20 protein-coding genes are annotated in these 23,901 nt (G+C 60.1%); 16 read left to right on the top strand and 4 right to left on the bottom strand.

What is annotated here, in order from left to right; genetic code table 11:
* Window positions 1–13: 13 nt before the first annotated feature.
* Window positions 14–664 carry a hypothetical protein gene (locus TM5383_RS14520; protein WP_058319763.1) on the top strand — a complete coding sequence of 217 codons (651 nt, stop codon included), beginning with the start codon at window positions 14–16 and terminating at the stop codon, window positions 662–664.
* Entirely contained in the window at window positions 661–1,389 is a 729-nt protein-coding gene (locus TM5383_RS14515; protein ID WP_058319762.1) for a hypothetical protein, read from the top strand. Before TM5383_RS14520 ends, TM5383_RS14515 begins: the two co-directional genes overlap by 4 nt.
* Before the next feature lie 29 nt (window positions 1,390–1,418).
* Here the strand turns inward: TM5383_RS14515 and TM5383_RS14510 are convergent, their stop codons facing one another.
* Window positions 1,419–2,612, bottom strand: coding sequence for a BaiN/RdsA family NAD(P)/FAD-dependent oxidoreductase (locus TM5383_RS14510; protein WP_058319761.1), 1,194 nt, complete (start codon window positions 2,610–2,612; stop codon window positions 1,419–1,421).
* Between the two features lie 221 nt (window positions 2,613–2,833).
* Here TM5383_RS14510 and ftsW point away from each other — a divergent pair, with 221 nt between their 5' ends.
* From ftsW to recN, 13 genes are all read left to right on the top strand, one after another.
* Window positions 2,834–4,000: a putative lipid II flippase FtsW gene (ftsW, locus tag TM5383_RS14505; protein WP_058319760.1), complete on the top strand. Its 1,167-nt coding sequence runs from the start codon at window positions 2,834–2,836 to the stop codon at window positions 3,998–4,000.
* Between the two features lie 140 nt (window positions 4,001–4,140).
* Window positions 4,141–5,238 carry a UDP-N-acetylglucosamine--N-acetylmuramyl-(pentapeptide) pyrophosphoryl-undecaprenol N-acetylglucosamine transferase gene (locus TM5383_RS14500; RefSeq protein WP_058319759.1) on the top strand — a complete coding sequence of 366 codons (1,098 nt, stop codon included), beginning with the start codon at window positions 4,141–4,143 and terminating at the stop codon, window positions 5,236–5,238.
* A gap of 27 nt (window positions 5,239–5,265) precedes the next feature.
* Window positions 5,266–6,663: a UDP-N-acetylmuramate--L-alanine ligase gene (gene murC, locus TM5383_RS14495; RefSeq protein WP_058319758.1), complete on the top strand. Its 1,398-nt coding sequence runs from the start codon at window positions 5,266–5,268 to the stop codon at window positions 6,661–6,663.
* A 196-nt stretch (window positions 6,664–6,859) separates the two neighbouring features.
* A complete protein-coding gene (locus TM5383_RS14490) occupies window positions 6,860–8,080 on the top strand; it encodes an APC family permease (RefSeq protein WP_058319757.1) in 1,221 nt (406 codons plus the stop codon).
* Window positions 8,077–8,340 carry a DUF2484 family protein gene (locus TM5383_RS14485; RefSeq protein WP_058319756.1) on the top strand — a complete coding sequence of 88 codons (264 nt, stop codon included), beginning with the start codon at window positions 8,077–8,079 and terminating at the stop codon, window positions 8,338–8,340. Before TM5383_RS14490 ends, TM5383_RS14485 begins: the two co-directional genes overlap by 4 nt.
* Window positions 8,327–9,262, top strand: a complete 936-nt coding sequence (gene murB, locus TM5383_RS14480; RefSeq protein WP_058319755.1) for a UDP-N-acetylmuramate dehydrogenase — start codon at window positions 8,327–8,329, stop codon at window positions 9,260–9,262. Before TM5383_RS14485 ends, murB begins: the two co-directional genes overlap by 14 nt.
* 97 nt (window positions 9,263–9,359) lie before the next feature.
* Entirely contained in the window at window positions 9,360–10,280 is a 921-nt protein-coding gene (locus tag TM5383_RS14475) for a D-alanine--D-alanine ligase (RefSeq protein WP_143570227.1), read from the top strand.
* Complete coding sequence (locus tag TM5383_RS14470) at window positions 10,268–11,350, top strand: cell division protein FtsQ/DivIB (RefSeq protein WP_082645499.1); 1,083 nt, start codon at window positions 10,268–10,270, stop codon at window positions 11,348–11,350. Before TM5383_RS14475 ends, TM5383_RS14470 begins: the two co-directional genes overlap by 13 nt.
* A 4-nt stretch (window positions 11,351–11,354) precedes the next feature.
* On the top strand, window positions 11,355–12,689 hold the full coding sequence (ftsA, locus tag TM5383_RS14465; protein ID WP_197407416.1) for a cell division protein FtsA: 1,335 nt from the start codon (window positions 11,355–11,357) through the stop codon (window positions 12,687–12,689).
* Between the two features lie 399 nt (window positions 12,690–13,088).
* On the top strand, window positions 13,089–14,846 hold the full coding sequence (gene ftsZ, locus TM5383_RS14460; protein WP_058319753.1) for a cell division protein FtsZ: 1,758 nt from the start codon (window positions 13,089–13,091) through the stop codon (window positions 14,844–14,846).
* Between the two features lie 225 nt (window positions 14,847–15,071).
* Window positions 15,072–15,998, top strand: coding sequence for a UDP-3-O-acyl-N-acetylglucosamine deacetylase (lpxC, locus tag TM5383_RS14455; protein WP_058319868.1), 927 nt, complete (start codon window positions 15,072–15,074; stop codon window positions 15,996–15,998).
* A gap of 200 nt (window positions 15,999–16,198) precedes the next feature.
* The gene (locus TM5383_RS14450; protein ID WP_058319752.1) at window positions 16,199–17,047 is read left to right on the top strand and encodes an outer membrane protein assembly factor BamD; all 849 of its coding nucleotides are present in this window, start codon (window positions 16,199–16,201) and stop codon (window positions 17,045–17,047) included.
* Window positions 17,048–17,091: 44 nt separating this feature from the next.
* Window positions 17,092–18,747 (top strand): DNA repair protein RecN, encoded by a 1,656-nt coding sequence (recN, locus tag TM5383_RS14445; RefSeq protein ID WP_058319751.1) that lies wholly within the window; start codon window positions 17,092–17,094, stop codon window positions 18,745–18,747.
* Window positions 18,748–18,819: 72 nt separating this feature from the next.
* On the opposite strand, the gene TM5383_RS14440 is transcribed toward recN, so the two are convergent.
* The gene (locus TM5383_RS14440; RefSeq protein WP_058319750.1) at window positions 18,820–20,193 is read right to left on the bottom strand and encodes an FAD-binding oxidoreductase; all 1,374 of its coding nucleotides are present in this window, start codon (window positions 20,191–20,193) and stop codon (window positions 18,820–18,822) included.
* A 135-nt stretch (window positions 20,194–20,328) separates the two neighbouring features.
* On the opposite strand from TM5383_RS14440, the gene TM5383_RS14435 reads away from it, so the two are divergent.
* Window positions 20,329–22,017 carry a chloride channel protein gene (locus TM5383_RS14435; RefSeq protein WP_058319749.1) on the top strand — a complete coding sequence of 563 codons (1,689 nt, stop codon included), beginning with the start codon at window positions 20,329–20,331 and terminating at the stop codon, window positions 22,015–22,017.
* Window positions 22,018–22,075: 58 nt separating this feature from the next.
* Here the strand turns inward: TM5383_RS14435 and TM5383_RS14430 are convergent, their stop codons facing one another.
* Window positions 22,076–22,549, bottom strand: a complete 474-nt coding sequence (locus TM5383_RS14430; RefSeq protein ID WP_058319748.1) for a DUF2269 family protein — start codon at window positions 22,547–22,549, stop codon at window positions 22,076–22,078.
* The gene (locus tag TM5383_RS14425) at window positions 22,546–23,838 is read right to left on the bottom strand and encodes an SDR family oxidoreductase (RefSeq protein ID WP_058319747.1); all 1,293 of its coding nucleotides are present in this window, start codon (window positions 23,836–23,838) and stop codon (window positions 22,546–22,548) included. Before TM5383_RS14425 ends, TM5383_RS14430 begins: the two co-directional genes overlap by 4 nt.
* Between the last annotated feature and the right edge of the window lie 63 nt (window positions 23,839–23,901).

Here is a 23,901-nt window from a genome sequence, read left to right as displayed (position 1 = left end):
ATTCAGTTTTTAAATGTCAAATTCTAAAACCGCTGAGTTGTTGCGCGAGGTGGAAACTCTGCTGATTGCAACGGTTGCACGTATTACGCAGACAACTGACAAAAAGGTGAAAGTCGTGATGGGGGCAGCAACTAACGCCGCGACTGGCGCGGCTGCCGGTGCTGGCATCATGGGCTTGGTTGGTGCGTTGGGGACGGCTTCGACTGGTGCTGCAATCGCCGGTCTGTCCGGCGCGGCTCAGACTACCGCAACACTTTATTGGATCGGTGCCCTGGTGGGGGGTGGAGTTGCCGCTGGTGGGGTGATGGTTGGCGGTGTCGCTCTGGGGGCAGGATACTGGGGGGCGACGAAGATAAAGAAATTGCTGTTTGGGAAAGCACGTGACCAAACCGTTTTACTTGAGGAAGAGATACGTTTGTTGGCGGCAATACATTCTTTGCTGGAGGCAATTCGGGCTTCGCTGGAGGGGAGTGATGGTCGCCCGTTTGTGTCATATGACGATCTGCGCGCTTTTTCTGTCATTGGGCTAAGCCCTGTACTGGACGAAATAGGTAAGGCTCTGGAGGCTGGTGTGTTTCGTCAGTTGACCACCGTCCAACGCGTGCGGCTCAGAGGAAATCTGTATAGCATGCAGCGCTGGATAAAGAAGGTAGCTATGGCATGATCCGACGTAGCAGCGCCGCCGCTATCGCAGTGACATTTCAACATCTTATGTCTAGTGCAAAGGCAGAATGGACGTTGGAGCAACGTTTGGTCTGTGACGCCTTGCGTCGATCTAAGGCGTCTCTGAATGACGCGACAGATGGGCAGCTCGCGGCGTATTTATGTGAATTGGAGCCTGCGCAACTTCAGGGCGTTGCAAGTAATGTGAAAGGGATTTTTCACGAGTTGCTGGTTGCCCACATGGAAAACACTGATGGTGATGCTGTCTCTGCGCGATTGTTCGAACAGACTAATCAGCCGGGCGCAGACCTTGAGTTTGAAGTAGATGGTGAAGTTGTGCGGGCATTGCAACTGAAGGCAGTTCAGGACCCTGCCGCTCTTGCTGCTCACTTTGAGGCTTATCCTGATATTGAGGTTCTGGCCACAGAGGAAGTGGTCTCAGCTTCCGGGGGGATATTTGGAGAGGCTGTAGCAAGTTCTGAGCTTCGCAATGAGGACTTGAGTCGGATAACGCATGAAACATTTGATGCGTTGAGTTCATCTCAGGTTGAGGATGCATTTTCTGAAGCCGCAGTGGGGTCTGCTTTAATTGCTGGCGCTATTCAGGCACGTGCCGTATTGACTGGACAGCACGTTGATAAGGCGGATTTTAAAGATACGCTGGAAACGATGGGAATTGCGACAGGTGCTGCATTGACCGTTGAGGCTGTGCTGGGATTGTTGTGAGGCCCTCACCCTCACCCTCACCCTCACCCTCACCCCCGCGCTTTGATCGCTGTGCCTGCGGCGTATCCGGACGACCATGCCCATTGGAAATTGAACCCGCCCAGCCAGCCGGTGACGTCAGCGGCTTCGCCAATGACGTAGAGGCCGGGGACGGTTTTGGCCTCCATCGTCTTGGAGGACAGGCCGTCAGTGTCGATACCGCCCAACGTGACCTCGGCGGTGCGGTAGCCTTCGGACCCTGAAGGGCGCAGGCGCCAGTTGGTGAGGTGTTCGCACAACTCAGTAAGGGCGGCGTCGGATTGATCGGCAAGGCGGGCCTTTAGACCCAATTCGTCACTTAGATGATCGACCAAGCGGGCGGGCAACAGCGTGGATAGCGCACTGCTGATCTGTTTGCGGCCCGCCTTTTGGCGTTCTGCGCGCAGTAGGCCAAAGGGATCGGCATTGGGGAAGAGGTTCAGCGTGATCTCTTCGCCCTCGTGCCAATAGGACGACGCTTGCAGGATCGCGGGGCCAGATAGGCCACGATGGGTGAACAGCACCGCCTCTTCAAAGCTCTTGCCGTCAGCACTCACGATGGAGGGTAGGGAAACGCCGGAAATCGGCGCGAACCGCTTGTCGCTAAACGTAAGGGGTACGAGGCCAGCGCGAGTGTCTGTCACCGCCAGCCCGAACTGGCGCGCGATGTCGTAGGCCAAACCCGTGGCCCCCATTTTCGGGATCGACTTGCCGCCCGTGGCCAGCACCAGCGCGTCGCAGGTCAGCACCTTGCGCTTGCCCGCGCCTTCGACAACCAGACGATAGCCGCTGTCAGCCTTCGCCACCTCGATGATTGAGGTTTGCAGCCACAGTGTCGCGCCCGCGCGCGCCATTTCATCCAGCAGCATGGCAACGATCTGTTTGGCGCTGTCATCGCAGAACAGCTGGCCAAGTGTTTTCTCATGATAAGCGATGCCGTGGCGCGCCACCATGTCGATGAAATCCCACTGGGTGTAGCGCGCCAATGCGGATTTGTGAAAATGCGGATTACCGCCCAGATAGTTTTCGGGGCCTGCATACATGTTGGTGAAATTACACCGCCCACCGCCGGAAATGCGGATCTTTTCCCCAGCCGCTTTGGCATGGTCCAGCACCAGCACATCCTCACCGGCGTGAATCGCGCACATCATGCCAGCTGCACCGGCGCCAAGGATGATGGTTTTATAGTGGGTGGTTTTCTGCATGTAGGCGGCGTGCCTGAGAGTGGCGCGAAATGCAAGAGGGTGGTGTGTGGCTGCGCGGTTGGAGGGGAGTATTTGCAGATCATTGAAAGGGGGGTATCGAGGGCGGCGAGGGGCCCACCAGCCTAGGCCGCATTACCGCTGGCCTGAAAATGGGATTCGCGTTATCATTCGGCCCAGATCCCGCAAAGGGACAGTGATTGAGGCAGTATTGGTAGGTTCCCATGACAGCAATGGTTCATGGCTCGGTCCCCGTGCGGGATGTGGAGCCGGTTCTCCCCAAATGGTGGCGTACGCTGGATAAGGTCACGGTGACCTGTATCTTGGCGCTGTTCGGCATCGGGTTGCTGCTTGGGTTTGCGGCTTCTCCTCCGTTGGCTGAAAAGAATGGACTGGATCCGTTTCACTATGTCGAACGGCAGCTGATCTTTGGCGGTATGGCGCTGGTTGCGATGTTTGCGACCTCTATGATGCCGCCGCAGTTGGTGCGGCGTCTGGCAGTGCTAGGATTTTTGGCGGCTTTGATCGCTGTGCTGGCGTTGCCGGTGTTTGGCACTGATTTCGGCAAGGGGGCCGTGCGGTGGTATCGCCTGGGCTTTGCGTCGCTACAGCCGTCCGAATTTCTGAAGCCTGGTTTTGTTGTGGTGACGGCCTGGCTGTTGGCGGCCAGTCAGGAAATCAACGGTCCACCGGGGCGCCTGTGGGCGTTTGTTCTGACGGGATTCATCGTTGTCGTGCTGGCGTTGCAGCCGGATTTCGGGCAGGCATCGCTGGTGTTTTTCGGTTGGGCGGTGATGTACTTCGTCGCTGGTGCGCCGATCTTGCTGTTGATGGGGGCATTGTTCGTTGTGATGTTGGGCGGCACTTTTGCCTATCACAATTCGGAACACGTCGCGCGCCGGATCGATGGGTTTTTAAACCCTGAGGTCGATCCAACCACCCAGATTGGCTATGCCACCAACGCCATCCGCGAAGGCGGTTTTTTCGGTGTTGGTCTGGGTGAGGGTGAGGTGAAATGGTCACTGCCCGATGCGCATACAGATTTCATTATCGCAGTGGCGGCTGAAGAGTACGGTCTTGTGATGGTGCTGGTCGTCATCGCACTTTACGCCACGATTGCACTGCGCTCTTTCTATCGGTTGATCAAAGAACGCGACGTGTTCATTCGACTGGCTGGCACCGGGCTGGCGGCAATCTTTGCGGTGCAGGCTCTGATCAACATGGGGGTGGCAGTGCGTATGCTACCATCCAAGGGGATGACCCTGCCTTTCGTGAGCTATGGCGGCTCTTCGTTGATTGCGGGTGGGATCGCAGTGGGGATGCTCTTGGCCTTTACCCGCACGCGGCCACAGGGGCAGATCGGCGATATCTTGCGAGGACACCGCCGCTAAATCAGGGAACGTAACGCACCGCCTTTCACGGCGGTGTGTTTTCTTTTAGGAACAGGGAAGGGGCGGCGCGGCATCGCGGCCTCTGATCCAGATAGAACAACGATCCGGCGGCTCAGGCGCGCAGGGCAGGAGGCAGAGAAATGGCGGCACCGCTTTTGGTGATTGCGGCAGGGGGCACCGGCGGACATATGTTCCCGGCGCAGGCACTGGCAGAGGTGATGCTGCGCAAGGGGTGGCGGGTAAAGCTATCCACCGACGCGCGTGGCGCGCGCTACACCGGCGGCTTCCCCCACACGGTTGAGATCGAAGAGGTATCATCGGCCACCTTTGCCCGTGGCGGCATTCTGGCCAAGGCACTGGTGCCGTTTCGCATCTTGGGCGGCGTTCTGGGCATGAGCGCACGGATGCTGCGCGATAAGCCTGACGTTGTTGTGGGTTTTGGCGGCTACCCGTCGATCCCCGCGCTGGCGGCAGCGACCTTGCTGCGTCGTCCGCGAATGATCCATGAACAAAACGGCGTCCTTGGTCGGGTGAACCAGATTTTTGCCAAGCGCGTCGATGCAGTGGCCTGCGGCACATGGCCCACCACCTTGCCAGAGGGGGTCGAGGGGCATCACACCGGCAATCCCGTGCGCGGCGCCGTGCTGGAACGCGCCGGTGCAGGCTATATCACCCCCGGTGATTACCCGATGGAGGTGCTGGTCATTGGCGGCAGTCAGGGCGCGCGTATCCTGTCGGATATGGTGCCCGCCGCCATTGCTGAACTGCCGCTGGAGATTTTGGGCAATATCCGTGTCGCCCATCAGGCCCGCGCCGAGGATCATGACCGCGTCAGCGCCTTTTATGCAGACCACGGGATTGCGGCGGATGTGCAGCCCTTCTTCAACGATGTGCCGCGCCGGATGAGTGAGGCACAGCTGGTCATCTCGCGCTCTGGCGCGTCGTCTGTGGCGGATATCAGCGTCATTGGGCGCCCGTCGATCCTGATCCCCTTTGCTGCGGCGACGGGCGATCACCAAACCGCCAACGCCCGTGGGCTGGTGGATGCAGGCGCAGCGATCCTGTTGCCGGAAAATCGACTTGCAGTTGCGACGCTTTCTGAGCAGATAGCGCTGGTCCTTGGCAATGCGCGTGGTGCATCCCTGATGGCGCAGGCGGCGTTGTCGCAGGGCAAGCCCGATGCGGCCCGGGAATTGAGTGAAATGGTCGAGGCATTGGCGCAGAAAGGCCGGAGCTGAGATGATCCGGCGCAGAAAGGGTAAGTCATGAACGCAGCAACCAAACTCCCCGTTGATGTGGGCGCGATCCATTTTGTCGGGATCGGCGGCATCGGCATGTCGGGCATTGCTGAGGTGCTGCTGAATCACGGCTATACCGTTCAGGGCAGCGACCTGAAGGCGTCGAAAATCACCGACCGTCTGGCGGGCATGGGCGCCAAGATCTTTGTTGGTCAGGCCGCCGCGAACCTCGAAGGCGCTGAGGTGATTGTCATCTCCTCCGCCATCAAACCGGGCAACCCCGAATTGGATGAGGCGCGTCGTCTGGGCCTGCCCGTTGTGCGCCGCGCTGAAATGCTGGCGGAACTGATGCGTTTGAAATCCAACGTTGCGGTTGCGGGCACCCATGGCAAGACCACCACAACCACGATGGTCGCCACCCTGCTGGATGCAGGCGGTGTGGACCCGACGGTGATCAACGGCGGTATCATTCACGCCTATGGCTCCAACGCCCGTGTCGGCACATCCGACTGGATGGTGGTTGAGGCTGATGAAAGCGACGGCACTTTCAACCGACTGCCTGCGACCATTGCCATCGTCACCAACATCGACCCCGAACATATGGAACACTGGGGCACCGAAGAGGCGCTGCATCAGGGGTTCTACGAATTTGTCTCCGGCATTCCCTTCTACGGGCTGGCGATCTGCTGCACCGATGATGCGGATGTGCAGGCGTTGGTGGGCAAAATCACCGACCGTCGCGTTGTGACCTACGGCTTTAACGCGCAGGCCGATGTGCGCGCGATCAACCTGCGCTATGAACAGGGCGCCGCATTGTTTGATGTTGCCCTGCAGGCCGAAGATATGGTGATTGAGGGCTGCAAACTGCCAATGCCAGGTGATCACAACGTTTCTAACGCTTTGTCGGCCATTGCGGTGGCGCGTCATCTGGGCATGAAGGCCGATGAAATCCGTGATGCGCTGGCAGGTTTCAAGGGCGTGAACCGCCGCTTTACCCGCGTGGGTGAGGTGAACGGTGTCACCATCATCGACGACTACGGCCACCACCCGACCGAAATTGCCGCGGTGCTGAAAGCCGCGCGTCAAGCGACCGAAGGCCGCGTGATTGCCGTGCACCAGCCGCACCGCTATTCGCGGCTGAGCCACCATTTCGAGGACTTCTGTTCCTGCTTTAACGAGGCAGACGTTGTCGGCATCGCCGAGGTGTTTGCCGCTGGCGAAGACCCGATTGAGGGGGCCAGCCACGACGACCTGGTCGCAGGTCTGATCCGTCACGGTCATCGTCACGCCCGCGCGGTGCTGTCAGAGGCGGATCTGGAACGTCTGGTGCGCGAACAGACACAGCCCGGCGATATGGTTGTCTGCCTTGGGGCGGGCACGATTTCAGCATGGGCCAATGCCTTGCCGTCACGTCTGGGCGGCTGAGGTGCCACTGCCCCTTGCGTCAGCGTTGACAGGACGCGGGGCAGGGGGCGTATTCGTCTAACCGATGGGTCGGCCACTTTTCGGCAGCACGGCCTCTTGCGCTCTTGAGCTATCTCAAGGGCGCGGTTCTTATTTTGACATATGACTTAACCCATCGGTCGTGGGGCATTACGGCCAAAGGGTAAGGGGATTTAGAATGGCAGATGCACTGAAACGGCGCATTGGACTGCCACTGCTGACGGCCTATGGCGTCGGCGTGATGGTGGGCGCAGGGATCTACGTGCTGGTCGGCGCGGTGGCCGCCGAGGCGGGGATCTGGGCGCCACTGGCCTTCCTTCTGGCAGGGATGATCGCGGCCCCTACGGCGCTGAGTTACGCCGAATTTTCCACCCGTCTGCCCGAAGCCGGCGGGGAAGCAGTTTATGTGTCCGAGGGATTGGGCATTCCCAGCCTTGGCGCGTTGATCGGGCTGGCGATTGTGATCACCGGCTCCATCTCTGGCGCGGCGGTGCTGCGTGGTGGCGCTGGTTATCTGACGGCAATCACCCCCATTCCCGCCGAAGTGGCGATTGTGGTGATGGGTGGCTTGCTTATCGCGGTGGCGCTGGTTGGTGTGTTAGAAAGTCTGGCTTTGGCCGCTTTGTTCACCGCGGTTGAGCTGATCGGTCTGGGGATCGTTGTCTGGGTCGGCCTCAGCACCGCGCCTGTGGCGGATCTGAGTGCCGCGGCCCCGCCTGTTTGGACGGGTGTAGGTGCGGCGGCTGTGCTGGCATTTTTCGCCTTCATCGGGTTTGAGGACATCGTCAACATGGCCGAAGAGGTCAAACGCCCTGAAAAGACCCTGCCGCGCGCGATCTTGTTGTCGCTGATGATCACCTCAATCATCTATGCGGTGGTGTCTTATGCGGCGGTGCGGGCGGTGCCTTTGGCGGATCTGACCGTTAGCGAACAGCCCTTGTTGCTGGTTTGGCATCAGGGTGACACGTCGGGCGCGGCAGCGCCAGCGGCCTTCCTGTCGGCCATCGCAGTGGCAGCAGCGCTGAACGGGGTGCTGGCGCAGATCGTCATGGCGGCGCGGGTGCTGTTCGGCATCGGGCGGCGCACGCCCGCGCTGGCCGTGTTCCACCACACCAGTGCGCGTTTTGGTACACCAACGCTGGCAACTGTGTTGATCGGTGGCTTGGTCACGGTCGCGGCGCTGGTATTGCCAGTATCTTCCTTGGCTGAGGGGGCGTCGACACTGCTGCTAAGCATCTTTGTCATCGTCAATTTGGCCCTGATCGCGATGAAACGCAAACAGCCAGAGGCGCCATTCCGCGTGCCGATGCTGGTGCCTGTTCTGGGGCTGCTGGCAGCCCTTGGTGCATTGGCGGTGAATTTCGGGATTTTGGACCTGCTACAGGGCGGCGCGGCATGAGCTTTGCACTGACGCTGACATGTATATGGTTTCTGGTCGCAAACGTGCTGGCGATGTTACCGTCGCAGCGGCGCCACTGGCCGCAGGCGTGGGGATTGATCACATGTGGAATTCCCATTCTGGGCTTTGTGGTCTATGAGCATGGTCCTTGGCTGGGCCTGTTGGTTTTGGCAGGTGCGATGTCTGTGCTGCGCTGGCCGGTGATCTTTCTGCTGCGGCGAATGAAACGAATGATGAGAAGACACGATGAAACTGCCTGAAGCACTGCCAGAGGTTCGTGGCAAGCTGACCCACGACAAACCGATGAGCGATCTAACCTGGCTGCGTGTGGGCGGTCCGGCGGATGTGTTGTTCCAACCTGCTGACGTGGCGGACTTGCAGGCGTTTCTGGCGGCTTTGCCTGCGGAGGTGCCGGTGTTCCCGATGGGGGTTGGCAGCAACCTGATCGTCCGTGACGGCGGCATGCGCGCTGTTGTCATCCGGCTGGGGCGCGGCTTTAACGAGATTGCGATTGACGGCAATCGCGTCACCGCAGGGGCCGCGGCGCTGGATGCGCATGTGGCGCGCAAGGCGGCAAGCGCCGGGCTGGATCTGACGTTTCTTCGCACAATCCCCGGCGGTATCGGCGGTGCGGTGCGGATGAATGCGGGGTGTTATGGGTCCTATGTGGCAGATGTGCTGATCAGTGTCCGCGCAGTCACGCTCAGTGGCGAACTGGTGACGCTCACCCCAGAGGATCTGCAATTTGGCTACCGTCAGTCCACCCTGCCAGAAGGCTGGGTGCTGGTTGACGCGACCTTTGAGGCGCCCACAGGCGACGCCGCAGAGCTGGAGGCGCGGATGGCCGATCAGCTGGCCAAACGTGACGCCACTCAGCCAACCAAAGATCGCAGTGCTGGCAGTACTTTCCGCAATCCGGCAGGGTTTTCGTCCACAGGCAAGGCGGATGATGTGCATGACCTGAAAGCGTGGAAGGTCATTGATGATGCTGGCATGCGCGGGGCCCGAAAAGGCGGCGCGCAGATGAGTGAGAAGCATTCAAACTTCCTCATCAACGCGGATAACGCCACTGCCGCCGACCTCGAGGGCCTAGGCGAAGAGGTTATAAAAAAGGTTTACGAAAATAGCGGCATCACGCTACACTGGGAAATTATGCGGGTCGGGGAATCGACACCGCAATAAGAGCGCCAAACGCGCCAATACGCGGGGCAATATCCCCGTGATAAAAATAAAAATGCAGTAAAAACGATCGCTTAAGTGATCGAAAGTTGAGGCAATAGTGGGTATGTCGAGCAGGACAGCCCCTCTGATCGTCGTCCTGAAAGGGGGCACTTCGGCTGAACGCGAAGTGTCGCTGAGCACAGGGCACGAGTGCGCGAAGGCGCTGGAGGGTGAAGGTTTTCAAGTCATAGAGGTCGACGCCGGCCCTGATCTGGCTGCGCGACTGGCAGAGATTGCGCCCGACGTGGTGTTCAACGCGCTGCATGGCCGCTGGGGCGAAGATGGCTGCGTGCAGGGCATTCTTGAATGGATGCGCATTCCCTACACCCATTCCGGCGTTCTAGCCTCGGCCCTTGCGATGGACAAAGAACGTTCCAAACAGACCTACGTAGCCGCAGGCCTGCCCGTTGCCGCCAGTGTGCTGGCCACGAAAGCAGAGGTGGAGGCCGACCATGTGCTGACGCCACCCTATGTGGTGAAACCCTATAACGAAGGGTCTTCCGTCGGGGTGTATCTGGTGAATGAGGCGGCCAATGGCCCGCCGAAGCTGTCGGATGATATGCCTGATGTGGTGATGGTTGAGGCATTCGTTCCGGGCCGCGAACTGACAGCGACCGTGATGGGCGACCGTTGCCTTGGGGTGACCGATATCCTGACTGATGGCTGGTATGATTACGACGCCAAATACAAGACTGGCGGATCGCGTCACGTCCTGCCCGCCGAAGTCCCTGCCGAGATTTATGCAGCGTGTGAAGACTACGCCCTGCGCGCCCATCAGGCGCTGGGGTGCCGTGGTGTCAGCCGCACCGATTTCCGCTGGGATGAAGACAAGGGCCTGTCCGGCCTGATCCTGCTGGAAACTAACACGCAGCCTGGGATGACGCCGACGTCGCTTAGCCCGGAACAGGCGGCGCTGCAGGGGATGACATTCGGTCAGTTCTGCAAATGGATGGTGGAGGATGCCTCATGCGACAGGTGACCCCACCGCAGCCGCCGCATCTGCGTGCCCAACAGCAACAGCAGCACGCACGGACGCCTGTTTATGGCGCGGGGCAGGGGCACGGTCAGGCGGGTGAGGCGCGTGCTGGCGCGGCCCATGCGCCGCATCCTGATCCGGCGCCGCCGCAGGAATACCTGCCGGGGGCTGCACCCAGTTTTCTGAATGACCGCCTGCAGGCTGCACAACCCAAACGTCCTTCTGTTGATCCAGCGCCGTCGCGCTGGTCTTATCGTTTGCAGCGTTTGATGTTGACGCCGCTGTTTCGCTTCACCCTGCGCGTTGGCTTGCCTATGGGCGCGGCCTTTGCTGCGGGGATGCTGTATTTCAGCGATCAGGATCGGCGCGACGAATTCCGCTTGTTTGTGGCTGGGATCAAGAACGACATTCAGACGCGACCCGAATTTATGGTCGATGAAATGCAGGTCGCTGGCGCCAGCGCATCCGTGACCGACGATATCACAGAGATCGTGCCAATCGATTTCCCTGTCAGCTCCTTCGAGTTGGACCTGGACCAAATGCGTCAGAGCATTGCAGGCCTGCCAGCTGTGAAGGATGTGTCGATCCGTGTGCGTACGGGCGGTGTATTGCAAGTGGATGTGACCGAGCGCCTGCCGGTGGTTTTGTGGCGTACCCGCGAAGGTCTGGCTCTGCTGGATGGGCAGGGGAACTATGTGGGGCAGGCCGAAGGCGGCCGTGCGGCCCATCGAGATCTGCCTTTGATCGTCGGCGACGCGGCAGATCTGGCGGTGCCAGAGGCGCTGGAGTTGATTTCTGTTTTGGGGCCTTTGGCGCCCCGCACCCGGGGGGTTGTTCGTATGGGGCAGCGCCGCTGGGATATCGTGCTGGATCGTGACCAGCGCATCCTTTTGCCCGAAGAGGGCGCGGTTCAGGCGCTACAGCGTGTGATCGCCCTCAATCAGGTGCAAGACGTGATGCAGCGGGATCTGGCGCAGGTGGATGTGCGTCTGGGCAGTCGCCCAACCATCCGCATGAATGAGGCCGCCGTACAAGAGTGGTGGCGCATCAATAAGATCGGGTTCGAGGATTAAGAGTATGTTTGATCTTTATGACAGCCAACGGGCCATGCGGAACATGCGCAAAGCTGCGATGCAACGCGGTGTCGTCGCCATTCTGGATGTGGGCAGCTCGAAAATCGCCTGTCTGGTGCTGCGCTTTGACGGCACCTCTGGCGGGTTTGAGGCAGAGGGCGTTGGCTCTTTGGCGGGGCAGGCCGGGTTCCGGGTGATTGGCGCCGCCACCACGCGGTCGCGCGGGGTGAAATTTGGCGAAATCACCGCCATGGGCGAAACCGAACGTGCCATCCGAACCGCGCTTCAGGCTGCGCAGAAGATGGCGAATATTCGTGTGGATCACGTCATTGCGTGTTTTTCAGGGGCGGAGCCGCGCAGTTATGGCCTGACCGGTGCGATTGACCTGCAGGGGCAGGTGGTCAGCGAACAGGACATTTCGCAGGTGCTGGCCGCCTGTGATGTGCCCGAGTACGGCCATGGCCGTGAGGTGCTGCATGCCCATCCGGTGAACTTTGCCCTAGACCATCGCTCTGGCCTTTCGGACCCGCGTGGACAGTTGGGCAACCGTTTGTCGACTGATTTGCACATGCTGACCGTGGATGCTGCCGCCGTGCAGCATCTGGCGCATTGCATCAAGCGTTGTGATATGGAATTGGCCGGTGTTGCCTCCTCTGCATATGTCAGCGGCATTTCTGCGCTGGTCGAGGATGAACAGGAACTGGGCGCGGCCTGTGTGGACATGGGCGGCGGTGCGACCTCGATCTCGATCTTCATGAAGAAGCACATGATCTACGCCGATGCGGTGCGGATGGGCGGTGACCATGTGACTAGTGATATTTCCATGGGCCTGTCGGTGCCCCATGCCACAGCGGAACGGATCAAGACCTTCTACGGCGGTGTTGTTGCCACGGGAATGGATGATCGTGAGATGATCGAAACCGGTGGGGACACGGGCGATTGGGAACACGACCGTCGCTCTGTCAGCCGGGCTGAACTGATCGGCATCATGCGTCCGCGTGTCGAAGAGATCCTCGAAGAGGTGCGCGAACGTCTGGATGCGGCGGGGTTCGACCACATGCCCAGCCAGCAGATCGTGCTGACCGGCGGCGGTAGCCAGATCCCTGGCCTTGACGGGTTGGCCAGCCGCATTCTGGGGCAGCAGGTCCGTTTGGGTCGTCCGTTGCGCGTGCATGGCCTGCCACAGGCGGCGACCGGTCCGGGGTTCGCCTCGGCCGTGGGGATGTGCCTGTTTGCAGCCAATCCGCAGGATGAATGGTGGGACTTCGAGGCTCCGATTGACCGCACATCGAACCGCACGTTCAAGCGCGCGATGCGCTGGTTCAAAGAGAACTGGTAAAGGAAAAATCCCCACGGTCGCGCTGATTTTCGGATGACAGACGCGCAGGCTGGGGATAACATGTGGATAACCGTTGGGCGCGCCCACTGAGAAGGGTGTGCAACACAACGGATAATTTGAGGACGACCGCAGGCCTTTTGGTCAAATTGATGCACGAATTTTCCGGTGCAGCCGCCCCAAGCAGGGTCGGTTTGCGTGCTGCTGGCGTCTGGCTGTCAAAAAAACGCTAGATCTCTGCCAGTCGGCAAGATCCCGCAGATCAAGGCGGGTGATACCCCATATTTCGTGGCTTTTTTGCGTTTTTTTCGTGACGCATGGGTTGGTTCTCGTTACCATCGGCGGTAATAGGCAGAAAAACACCTGCGAAATGCGGGTAAGCGATATCAGGCGGACAGATCCATGACATTGAACCTCTCGGTGCCCGGGCACGACGATTTGAAACCCCGTATCACTGTCTTTGGCGTCGGTGGGGCCGGCGGCAACGCTGTGAATAACATGATCGAAAAAGACCTTTCGGGCGTCGATTTCGTAGTTGCAAACACCGATGCGCAGGCGCTGCAACAGTCCAGCGCGCAGGCGCGTATCCAACTGGGCGTGAAGGTCACCGAAGGTCTGGGTGCAGGCGCGCGTGCCACCGTTGGCGCCGCCGCAGCTGAAGAGAGCATTGAACAAATTGTTGATCATCTGGCGGGCGCACACATGTGCTTCATCACCGCTGGTATGGGCGGCGGCACCGGCACTGGTGCAGCCCCGATCATCGCACAGGCGGCCCGTGAACTGGGTGTGCTGACCGTAGGTGTTGTCACCAAACCCTTCCAGTTCGAAGGCGCCAAGCGTATGCGCCAAGCGGAAGAGGGCGTTGAGACCCTGCAGAAGATGGTCGATACCCTGATCATCATTCCGAACCAGAACCTGTTCCGTCTGGCCAACGAAAAAACAACCTTCACCGAAGCGTTCTCGATGGCAGACGATGTGCTGTATCAGGGTGTTAAAGGTGTGACCGATCTGATGGTTCGCCCGGGCCTGATCAACCTCGACTTTGCGGACGTGCGCGCCGTGATGGATGAGATGGGCAAAGCGATGATGGGCACCGGCGAAGCGTCGGGCGAAGATCGCGCTATTCAGGCCGCCGAGAAAGCCATCGCCAACCCGCTGCTGGACGAGATCTCGCTGCGCGGTGCGAAGGGCGTTCTGATCAACATCACCGGTGGTCACGATCTGACCCTGTTCGAACTGGACGAAGCCGCCAACCGTATCCGCGAAGAGGTGGATCCAGAGGCGAACATCATTGTTGGCTCGACTCTCGACACCGATCTGGACGGTGGCATGCGTGTATCGGTTGTTGCGACCGGTATCGATGCGTCGGAGATGGTTCAGGACATTCCGGTTCCGCGCCGTTCTATGGCTGCGCCGCTGACCCAAACCACCAGCGTCGAAGAGGCGAAAGCCGCCGCTGCTCCCGCACCTGCACCGGCCCCTGTTGCTGCAGCACCTGTTGCACCGACCATCGAAACCGTGCAGCCGGTTCAGCAGACCCAGATTTCCGCAGAAGGTCCGGCAGAGCCCAGCCTGTTTGTCGATCTGGACGCCCAGCAGGCCGCCGTGCAGGACCAGATGGAGGATATCTTCGAAGAAGATCACGCGCCGCAGCAGGTTCAGCAACCAGTGCAGCAACAACCTGTGCAGCAGCAGTCCTTTGCGCCGCAGGGTAACGACCTGCCGCCGCCGGCCTATCAGCCGCAGGCCACGCAGTTCCATCCGCAGGCCGACGCGATCGAAGCCCGCCCTGAAGATGTCGCTGGTCAGTTTGTTGCCCCGAAGCCTGCACCTGCTGGTCAACCCTCGCCCGAGGCGCTGGCCCGCCTGCAAGCCGCTGTTCAGAACCAGCCCAAGGTTCAGCCGCAGCAGCATCAGCAGCCCGTGCAACAGCATGCCCCGGTTGAGCAGGAGCGCCCGCGCTTTGGTCTGAACTCGTTGATCAACCGCATGACTGGTCACGGTCAGGAACAGGCTCAGCCCGCGCCGCGCGCGCAGCCACAGATGGGTGCACCTGCCCAACAGGCTCAGCAAATGCAGCAGGCACAGCCTGAATATGAAGATGAGGTCGATCAGGACCGTATTGAAATCCCCGCGTTCCTGCGTCGTCAGGCCAACTAACGGGGAAATCTTGCAAAGATTGCAAGGTTTGTTACATGGATTTGAGCCGCCTTCGGGCGGCTCTTTCTTTTGGTAAACAGTGAGTTAAGTAAGAATGAGCGGATTTCGGCGCATATGTTTCAGCCATGTTTCAACCCGTTACAAAGATTGAGTTGAGGCTAATCGAACGGGCAGGTACCAAGTTGCTGCACCTGCATGACAGGGGCCAAGCATCTGGGGACGATCTTGCAAAATACTGTAAACAGCCCGGTCCAGTTTACCGGCGTAGGACTGCATTCTGGTAAACCTGTACGCATGACGGTGCATCCGGCCTTGCCGGACCATGGCATCGTGTTCCGCCGTACCGATGTTACCGATGTCGATGCGCTGATCCCGGCCCGTTTTGATGCAGTAAATCAGTCCCCCCTCTGCACCCGTCTGGAAAACGCCGCTGGTACTGCCATTTCGACTGTTGAACATATCATGGCCGCATTGGCGGGCTGTGGCGTTCATAACGCCTTGATTGATGTCGACAGCCTTGAGGTGCCGATCCTTGATGGCAGCTCAGCGCAGTTCGTGCGCGGTTTGCTGACCGCAGGGTTGCGTGCACAGGGGCAGGCTGTTCAGGCAATCGAAATTCTGAAACCCGTCGAAGTGCGCAAAGACGATGCTTGGGCACGTCTGACGCCTGCCGATGAGCTGCGCATCGATTTCCACATTGATTTCGACGAAGCCGCCATTGGTGTGCAGGAAAAACAGCTGCAAATGGCCAACGGTGCCTTTGTGCGCGAATTGAGCGATTGCCGCACCTTCTGCATGCGTTCTGATGTGGAATGGATGCAGAAAAACGGATTGGCGCTTGGCGGTGTACCCGGTGAAAATGCTGTGGTGTTCGATGGCGCCATCGTCGAAAGCGGCAAGGGCGGCCTGCGTCATGCAGACGAACCCGTGCGCCACAAGATGCTGGACGCACTGGGGGATCTGGCACTGGCTGGCGCGCCTCTGCTGGCGCATTACACTGGCCATCGCGCCGGACATGGCATCACCAACGATCTGCTGCACGCGCTGTTTGCCGATCCGTCCAATTACCGCATTGTCACATGCGACAGTGCGATGATGGCCCGCCTGCCGGGCGTCGGCGTGCATCTGGATGAAATCCCTGCCGTGGCCTAAGCGTAAGCGGCCTGTCCGGTATGACAATTTCGTTAGAGAGGGCGCTGCGGCGCCTTTCTTTTTGGGTTTCTGCCATTCCAGCAAAAGAGGACGGGCGAAAACCTGCCAAAGACGTTTTGCCTGCGATTATTCTGTGCTAGGACCACAGGACGCACCACGATAACAATGTGGGGCAAGTCCAGATAAAGGTGAGACAGATCATGACAGGCATCGGGTCGCGCAAACGGGGCATCGCGGTTCTTCTGCTGGTAACAGCTTTGGCAGGGTGTGGCACCAACGCGGCGCTGGATCGCAATGAGGTCAATCTGGAAACCTTCACCGCCGAACAGATCTTTGGCCGTGCTGAATACGAATTGGAACGTCGTAAACCCGATCGTGCTGCCTTCTATTTCTCTGAGATTGAGCGTCTTTACCCCTATTCCGAATGGGCGAAACGCGGCCTGATCATGCAGGCGTTTTCGTATCACAAGGACAAGGACTACGAAAACAGCCGCACCGCTGCGCAGCGCTACATCGATTTCTACCCGTTGGAAGAGGACGCAGCCTATGCGCAATACCTCTTGGCGCTTAGCCATTATGACCAGATCGACGAGGTTGGCCGCGACCAGAAGGTGACGTTCGAAGCGCTGCAGGCGCTGCGCGTCGTTATCGAGCGCTATCCCGATAGCGAATATGCCCGTTCGGCAATTCTGAAGTTCGATCTGGCCTTTGACCATTTGGCTGGCAAAGAAATGGAAGTGGGACGCTATTACCTGCGCCGCGAACATTATCCGGCTGCTGTAAACCGTTTCCGTGTGGTTCTGGAAGAGTTCCAAACCACCAGTCACACCCCCGAGGCGCTGCACCGTTTGGTCGAAGCCTATCTGTCGCTGGGTCTGACGGACGAAGCGCAGACCGCAGGCGCTATCTTGGGTCACAACTTCCGCTCCAGCGATTGGTATGAGGAAAGCTATGCCTTGCTGACTGGGCAGGGGCTGGAACCCAAGGCCAAAGGCGACAACTGGCTGCGCCAGATTTATCGTCAGACCCTGCAGGGCAAATGGATCTGATCGGCGGCTCGCGCTCTTGGTCGCGCTTCAATAGGACATAAAATATGCTGCGTGCGCTCGAAATTCGCGACATGCTGATCATCGACCGGCTGGATCTGGATTTCCAGCCAGGCCTCAACGTGCTGACCGGTGAAACCGGCGCCGGTAAATCCATTCTGCTTGATTCGCTTGGCTTCGTGCTGGGCTGGCGTGGGCGCGCCGAACTGGTGCGCGCGGGGGCTGAACAGGGTGAGGTGGTCGCCGTTTTTGACCTGCCCGAAGGCCATGCCGCCCATGCGGTGCTGGAAGAGGCAGGCATGCCCTCCGAAGGGGATGAGCTGATCCTGCGCCGCATCAACCGCAAGGATGGACGCAAAACAGCATGGGTCAACGACCGCCGCTGTTCCGGTGAGGTGCTGCGCCAACTGTCGGAAACCCTGATCGAATTGCACGGCCAGCATGATGATCGTGGTTTGCTGGATCAAAAGGGCCACCGCAGCCTGCTGGATGCTTTTGGCGCTTATGAGGCCAAGCAGAGCAAGGTGCGTAAAACATGGCGCGATCTGTCCGCCGCGCGCAAGGCACTGGCGACTGCCGAAGCGGCGATTGCCGATATCCGCGCCGAAGAAGAATTTCTGCGCCATGCGGTCGCCGAATTTGACGCATTGGATCCGCAACCGGGCGAAGAGGCCGCGCTGGACGCGCAACGCCGCCAGATGCAAGCGGCTGAAAAAGTGCGCGAAGATGTGGCGCGGGCCTTTCAGGCGCTGTCCGGTGACGGGGCAGAGGGCGCGATGGGCGACGCCATGCGCTGGCTGGAGGATGCGGCGCAACAGGTCGACGGATTGCTGGATAGCCCGATTGATGCACTGGGGCGCGCCTTTGCCGAATTGGGTGAGGCTGCGCAGGGGGTCGAAGGCGCGCTGGACCAGCTGCGCTTTGACCCGCACGAATTGGAAGTCTGCGAGGAACGCCTGTTCGCCATGCGTGGACTGGCCCGTAAGCACAGCATTGTGCCTGATGATCTGGCCAAATTTGGCGATGATCTGCGCACCCGCCTGAAAACCCTTGATCAGGGTGAGGGCGATCTGGCCGATCTGACATTGGCGGTGCGCGAAGCAGATGCTGCGTATGACATCGCCGCCACCACCCTGACAGAGGCGCGGGTGAAAGCCGCCGCCAAACTGGATAAGGCCGTGTCCGCTGAACTGGCCCCTCTGAAAATGGAACGCGCGGTGTTCACCACTGGCGTGAGTTTGACCGACGCGGGCCCCGAGGGTCGTGATGAGGTGGCCTTTACCGTCGCCACCAACCCGGGCGCACCGGCAGGACCGCTGGGCAAGATCGCATCGGGCGGTGAACTTAGCCGCTTCCTACTGGCGCTGAAGGTGTGCCTCAGCCAGACGCAATCGGGCGTCACCATGATCTTTGACGAGATCGACCGCGGCGTTGGCGGTGCCACTGCGGATGCGGTCGGGCGGCGTCTATCGGCGCTGGCGGATGGTGGTCAGGTTCTGGTTGTCACCCACTCGCCCCAGGTGGCTGCATTGGGCGCGCACCATTGGCGGGTGGAGAAGCAGGTGAAAAACAACGTCACCACCTCACGCGTTGTGCCCTTGGATGACGGCGAGCGGGTGGACGAGATCGCGCGCATGGTTTCCGGCGATCGCATCACTGAAGAAGCCCGCGCTGCCGCAAAATCCCTGCTGGCCGCACGCTAACCTTTTGCAAATCAGGTGGCCGGAATTTGGTGCCAAATTCCGACCCGCTTTCTGGCACCAGACAGCGCGACCTTACCCGTCGCGCAGCAGTTTTCCGGGGTTCATCAGGTTCTTGGGATCAAGTGCGCGTTTAATATCCCCCATCACGTCCCAAGCGTCACCATGTTCGGCCTGCATATAGGCCTTCTTGCCCAGACCGATCCCGTGTTCCCCCGTCGCCGTCCCCCCCAGCGCCAGTGCACGTTCGACCAGACGGTGGGACAGATCCTTGGCCGCCTTTGCCTCTTCCTCGTTGCCGGGATCAAACAACAGGATTGCGTGGAAATTCCCGTCCCCCACATGGCCCAAAATAGGTCCAGTGATGGGCGAGGCTGCGATGTCAGCGCGCGTATCCTCCACCGCCTCAGCGAGGCGAGAGATGGGCACACAGATATCAGTGACTAGCGCGGTGCAATCGGGACGTGATTGCAGGATCGCCCAGTAGGCGTGATGCCGCATGGTCCACAGCGCGCTGCGATCCTCAGGCTTTGCCGCCCATTCAAACCCTTTGCCGCCCATGTCAGTGACCACCTCGCCAAAGACCTCGGCCTGTTCTTTCACCCCCGCCTCTGACCCGTGAAATTCGACCAGCAAATGGGGGCAGAGCGGTAGGTCGGTTTTTGAATAAGCGTTGACCGCAGCCACGCTGGCGGCGTCCAGAAATTCGATCCGCGCCATTGGCACGCCCATTTGGATTGTGGCCTGCACCGCCTGCACCGCGGCAGCCATATCGTCAAAGGCGCAGACCGCCGCTGTCACGGCCTCTGGCTGGCCATGCAGGCGCAGGGTCAGGGCGGTGATTAGGCCAAGCGTGCCCTCAGCCCCCACAAACAACCCCGTCAGGTCATATCCGGCAGATGATTTGCGCGCCCGTGTCCCGGTCTGGATCACGCGGCCATCGGCCAACACCACCTCCAGCCCCAGCACATTGTCGCGCATGGTGCCGTAACGCACTGCCGTTGTCCCACTGGCGCGGGTCGAGGCCATGCCGCCGATCGACGCATTGGCGCCGGGGTCCACCGGAAACATCAGGCCAGTGGCGCGCAGTTCTTCATTCAGCGCCTCGCGGGTGATGCCGGGTTGAACGGTGACGTCCATATCCTCCGCCCCCAGATGCAGCACCGCGGCCATGTCACGGAAATCCACTGCCACGCCACCGCGTACTGCCAGCGTCTGCCCTTCGAGCGAGGTGCCTGCGCCATAACCGATCACCGGACAGTCATGGGCCGCACAGATTTTCACGATCTCCGCCACCTCCTCGGTGCTGCGCGGATAGGCGACAGCATCAGGCGGTGTCATAGGGAAATGGGTTTCCGAGCCGCCATGTTGTTCAAGATCGGGCTTGGACCGGCTAAGCCGTTGTCCTAAAAAGGTGGAAAGCGCGTCTAGGGCTGTTTCGATGCTCATCTGGATCCTCCGTCACTTGGCGGCAGACTAGGGGATCGACAGGGCAGGGGCCAGATCTAGGCCGCGTGATTGACGCATCGCCGTAGTTGCACGGTAGAAGACGCGCGGTAGAAGGCGTACCGCAAAGGAGGCGACATGCCCGACGGAATTCGCACCTCTGTGATCCGGTTGACCGGCGATCTCTTACGCTCCTTTGTCGAGGCGTATCGCCTGATGCGCCGCCAAGGCCCCAGTCAGGTGCAATTCTGGCTGATCGCTGCCTGCATCGGCACCTTTGCCGGATTTGCCGCGCTAAGCTTTCGCAAGGGGATCGAAACGCTACAGGCCTTCCTCTACGGGACCGAGGATGTGGCCCGCCTGCACAGTTTTGCCGAAACACTGCCGTGGTATTGGATCCTGCTCTTGCCCATCGCGGGCGGGTTTATCACCGGCTGGATCCTGCACCTGTTTACACCAGATGGGCGCGTACGGTCGGTGGCCGATGTGATCGAAGGCGCCGCAATGCATGAGGGGCGGGTGGAATACCGCGCAGGTGTTGCTTCGCTCTTTGCCTCGCTGATCACGCTGTCTTCCGGCGGCTCCACGGGACGCGAAGGGCCGGTGGTGCATATCGCTGGCATGGTGTCGAGCCGTGTGAGCGACTGGATCCGCGCTGATGGGATCACTGGTCGCGACCTCTTGGGCTGTGCGGTGGCGGCGGCAGTCTCTGCCTCGTTCAACGCGCCCATCGCAGGGGCGCTCTTTGCGCTGGAGGTGGTGCTGCGCCACTTCGCTGTGCATGCCTTTGCGCCCATTGTGATTGCCTCGGTCGCGGGCACGATCATCAACCGGCTGGAATATGGCGGCGTGACCGAATTTCTGCTGCCAGAGGCCAACGTGCTGGAGTTCTACGTTGAACTGCCCGCCTTTATCCTGCTTGGCCTTCTGTGTGGGCTGGTGGCGACCGTCCTGATGCGTTCGGTATTTTACGCCGAGGATGTGGGCAACCTGATCCAAGACCGCACCGGCATGCCACGCTGGCTGCGCCCGACGCTGGCAGGGGCAATGCTGGGCGTGATTGCGATTGCCTTCCCCCATATCATCGGGGTCGGCTATGAGACGATGTCGGCCACGCTGACCGGCCAGATCCTCTTGTGGCAGGCGATTGTGTTTACTGTGGTCAAGGTGGTGGCCGTGGCGATCACCATGGCGGGGCGGATGGGGGGCGGCATGTTCTCCCCCTCGCTGATGGTGGGGGCGCTGACGGGGTTGGCCTTTGGCCTTATCGCCACCAGCGTGTTCCCCGAAGTGTCCGGCGCGCATACGCTCTACGCGCTTGCAGGCATGGGTGCGGTGGCGGCGGCGGTGCTGGGCGCGCCGATTTCGACCACGATGATTGTGTTTGAAATGACGGGGGATTGGCAAACGGGGCTGGCGGTGATGGTGGCTGTGTCGCTGTCCACGGCACTGGCATCCCGCCTTGTGGATCGGTCCTTCTTCCTCAGCCAGCTGGAACGGCGCGGCACCAGCGTGGCGGCAGGCCCGCAATCCTACCTATTGTCGATGTTCAACGCCGCCGCCGTCATGCGCGCGCCCGAAGATCCCGGCGCCGCAGATATGCAGCGGTGCCGCGAAATGGTCGAAGATGGGATTTCACTGACCCCCGACACCACCTTCCGCGAGGCGATGCCGCTGTTTGACAAGGCGGGCGTGCCCTTCATCCCTGTCGCCATACCCCAAGAAGGTGAGGCAGAGCCGATCATTCTCGGCGCGCTGTTCTATGTGGACGCATTGAAAACCTACAACCGCGCACTGGCGGCCACGGCGGCAGAGGAACACAGTTAATTCGCCGCCCTTTCAATGTTCTAAAAATACTCCCGCCGGAGGCATGGCGCGGTCTGTGTCAAAAGGTTGGTCGGGTGAGCATCAGCCACAAAATCGCAAGCACCGCGAAAAACGCGGGAAATCCGCAGGCAAACCAGATGCGGAATAGGCGATGATAGCGATCTGGTAAGGCGGCCCCCATTTCCGCCGCCCCGCGCGCCAGATTGCGCATCTGGATCTGAATCCATACCACTGGCAGCCAGAACATCCCGACAAAGACATACAGCACTAGCGACAGAACAATCCACGGCTCCATCAGATCGTAACCCAATTCGCGGATCAGCAGATAGCCGGTGATCGGCTGAAAAAGCGCAGCGGTTGCGGTGAAAACCGTATCCGCCAGAACCACAATGCCTGCCACATGCGCGATAAGTTTTGGGTCGCGACTTTGGTGGGACACGACCATGAAAAACGCGATGCCCGCGCCCGTGCCCAGCAGAACGGTGGCGCCTGTTACGTGAAAAAAACGCAGGATTTCATATGTTGTGATCATCTGTTTTCCGTCAGTGCCAGTGGGACCAGAGCCAGCACCGCCGCCGGAATTACCTTTACAAAGGCACCAAGTGGATCAAGCCACAGATCGGGTGTCATCACGGTACCCGCCGCCAGATATCCGAGGGTGAGAGCAATCATACCGATGCAGGCACGGCGCACATGGCGGCGCCATAGCACCAAAATGCCCAGTGTTATGTCCAGTAGGCTGCCTAGGCCTACAGCGACAATAGAGATGCTTTCGGGGACCTCACGACTGGTCAGAACCGCAACCGCCGCCGAATATTGCGACAACCCGATCAGACCAGAGGCCAGCCAGAACAGGGATAATGCGCCGATGATCAATGGCAACAGCAGGTAACAGCGGGCAAACCAGCGTTCTTGCACGGTTGCGGGATGATCCAGAAATGTCTGATGCAGGGAACGGCAAGGTGCGCCGCCTGCGGCGTGCCATGTTGTCGAGTCGCCTGATATCCCATCTGCCAGCGTCCGGATTGCGGTGCTGCGCAGGGGGGATTGCCACCCCAGTGGGGCCATTAGATCAGCGCCCTTTGCCAGCATACGTAGCTGTGTTTGTGGCATAGGCAGTTTGATCTGTGGGACAGGCAGACCCATCCATTGCCGCATTTGTGCGACCAATTCGGGGAAGGGGCGGGCCTGATCTTCGGTTAGGTCAGCTATTGTACCGTTGGCAATGTCACCCTGCGCACAGGCGACAATAGCAGCGCTTAGGTCAGGTAGTGCCACGGTTTGTACCTGACTGTCGGCCATCATCTGCCAGTCCACCAGAGGCAGCGCAGCCGCCGCGCGCAATAGGGCAGTGCCCCCATAGGCTGCATGTCCCAACACCAAGGTCGGGCGCAGAACAACGTGATCTATACCAGAGGCGATCAGCGCGGCATCGCCCCGCGCCTTGCTGCGGAAAAACTCGGTGCTGGCTTCAGTACTGACGCCAGCAGCGGATATTTGTACGACCCTTACCTCTGAGCCCGCCAGTGCAGCGCAGAGTGCACGCGGCATGTCTTCGTGGATGGCCGATAGGTTCGTGCCGCCGCCATCTTGCAGGGCGCCGGCAGCATTGATCACCACATCGACGTCTTTGGTTAGGGCCTGCCATTGGGCATGGTCAAGCTTCGTCAGATCGCAGATATGCCAATCAACTTGCGGCAGAACCCGCATGGCAATCGCCCGATCCCGCCCCACACCCGAAACGTCAAAGCCCGCGCGCAAGAGCGCACGGGCTGCATCGGCACCAATCAATCCATAGGCCCCAAGAACCAGCGCACGCATTGCTTGTCGCGAGGGTGTGCTGGATATATGGGGCGTAATCGGACTGCCGGTTATGGCGTCATC

Source organism: Thalassovita mediterranea (assembly GCF_001458435.1).
Classification (GTDB): Bacteria; Pseudomonadota; Alphaproteobacteria; order Rhodobacterales; family Rhodobacteraceae; genus Thalassobius; species Thalassobius mediterraneus.
The sequence above is the reverse complement of the archived record's forward strand: the minus strand, read 5'-3'. Positions and strand labels throughout refer to the sequence as shown.

What these genes read in the sequence shown, in the direction of transcription:
- TM5383_RS14520 (WP_058319763.1), top strand. Translation starts at nt 14, where the DNA reads ATGTCAAATTCTAAAACCGCTGAGTTGTTGCGCGAGGTGGAAACTCTG.
- TM5383_RS14515 (WP_058319762.1), top strand. Translation starts at nt 661, where the DNA reads ATGATCCGACGTAGCAGCGCCGCCGCTATCGCAGTGACATTTCAACAT.
- TM5383_RS14510 (WP_058319761.1), bottom strand. Translation starts at nt 2,612, where the DNA reads ATGCAGAAAACCACCCACTATAAAACCATCATCCTTGGCGCCGGTGCA.
- ftsW (WP_058319760.1), top strand. Translation starts at nt 2,834, where the DNA reads ATGACAGCAATGGTTCATGGCTCGGTCCCCGTGCGGGATGTGGAGCCG.
- TM5383_RS14500 (WP_058319759.1), top strand. Translation starts at nt 4,141, where the DNA reads ATGGCGGCACCGCTTTTGGTGATTGCGGCAGGGGGCACCGGCGGACAT.
- murC (WP_058319758.1), top strand. Translation starts at nt 5,266, where the DNA reads ATGAACGCAGCAACCAAACTCCCCGTTGATGTGGGCGCGATCCATTTT.
- TM5383_RS14490 (WP_058319757.1), top strand. Translation starts at nt 6,860, where the DNA reads ATGGCAGATGCACTGAAACGGCGCATTGGACTGCCACTGCTGACGGCC.
- TM5383_RS14485 (WP_058319756.1), top strand. Translation starts at nt 8,077, where the DNA reads ATGAGCTTTGCACTGACGCTGACATGTATATGGTTTCTGGTCGCAAAC.
- murB (WP_058319755.1), top strand. Translation starts at nt 8,327, where the DNA reads ATGAAACTGCCTGAAGCACTGCCAGAGGTTCGTGGCAAGCTGACCCAC.
- TM5383_RS14470 (WP_082645499.1), top strand. Translation starts at nt 10,268, where the DNA reads ATGCGACAGGTGACCCCACCGCAGCCGCCGCATCTGCGTGCCCAACAG.
- ftsA (WP_197407416.1), top strand. Translation starts at nt 11,355, where the DNA reads ATGTTTGATCTTTATGACAGCCAACGGGCCATGCGGAACATGCGCAAA.
- ftsZ (WP_058319753.1), top strand. Translation starts at nt 13,089, where the DNA reads ATGACATTGAACCTCTCGGTGCCCGGGCACGACGATTTGAAACCCCGT.
- TM5383_RS14450 (WP_058319752.1), top strand. Translation starts at nt 16,199, where the DNA reads ATGACAGGCATCGGGTCGCGCAAACGGGGCATCGCGGTTCTTCTGCTG.
- recN (WP_058319751.1), top strand. Translation starts at nt 17,092, where the DNA reads ATGCTGCGTGCGCTCGAAATTCGCGACATGCTGATCATCGACCGGCTG.
- TM5383_RS14440 (WP_058319750.1), bottom strand. Translation starts at nt 20,193, where the DNA reads ATGAGCATCGAAACAGCCCTAGACGCGCTTTCCACCTTTTTAGGACAA.
- TM5383_RS14435 (WP_058319749.1), top strand. Translation starts at nt 20,329, where the DNA reads ATGCCCGACGGAATTCGCACCTCTGTGATCCGGTTGACCGGCGATCTC.
- TM5383_RS14430 (WP_058319748.1), bottom strand. Translation starts at nt 22,549, where the DNA reads ATGATCACAACATATGAAATCCTGCGTTTTTTTCACGTAACAGGCGCC.
- TM5383_RS14425 (WP_058319747.1), bottom strand. Translation starts at nt 23,838, where the DNA reads ATGCGTGCGCTGGTTCTTGGGGCCTATGGATTGATTGGTGCCGATGCA.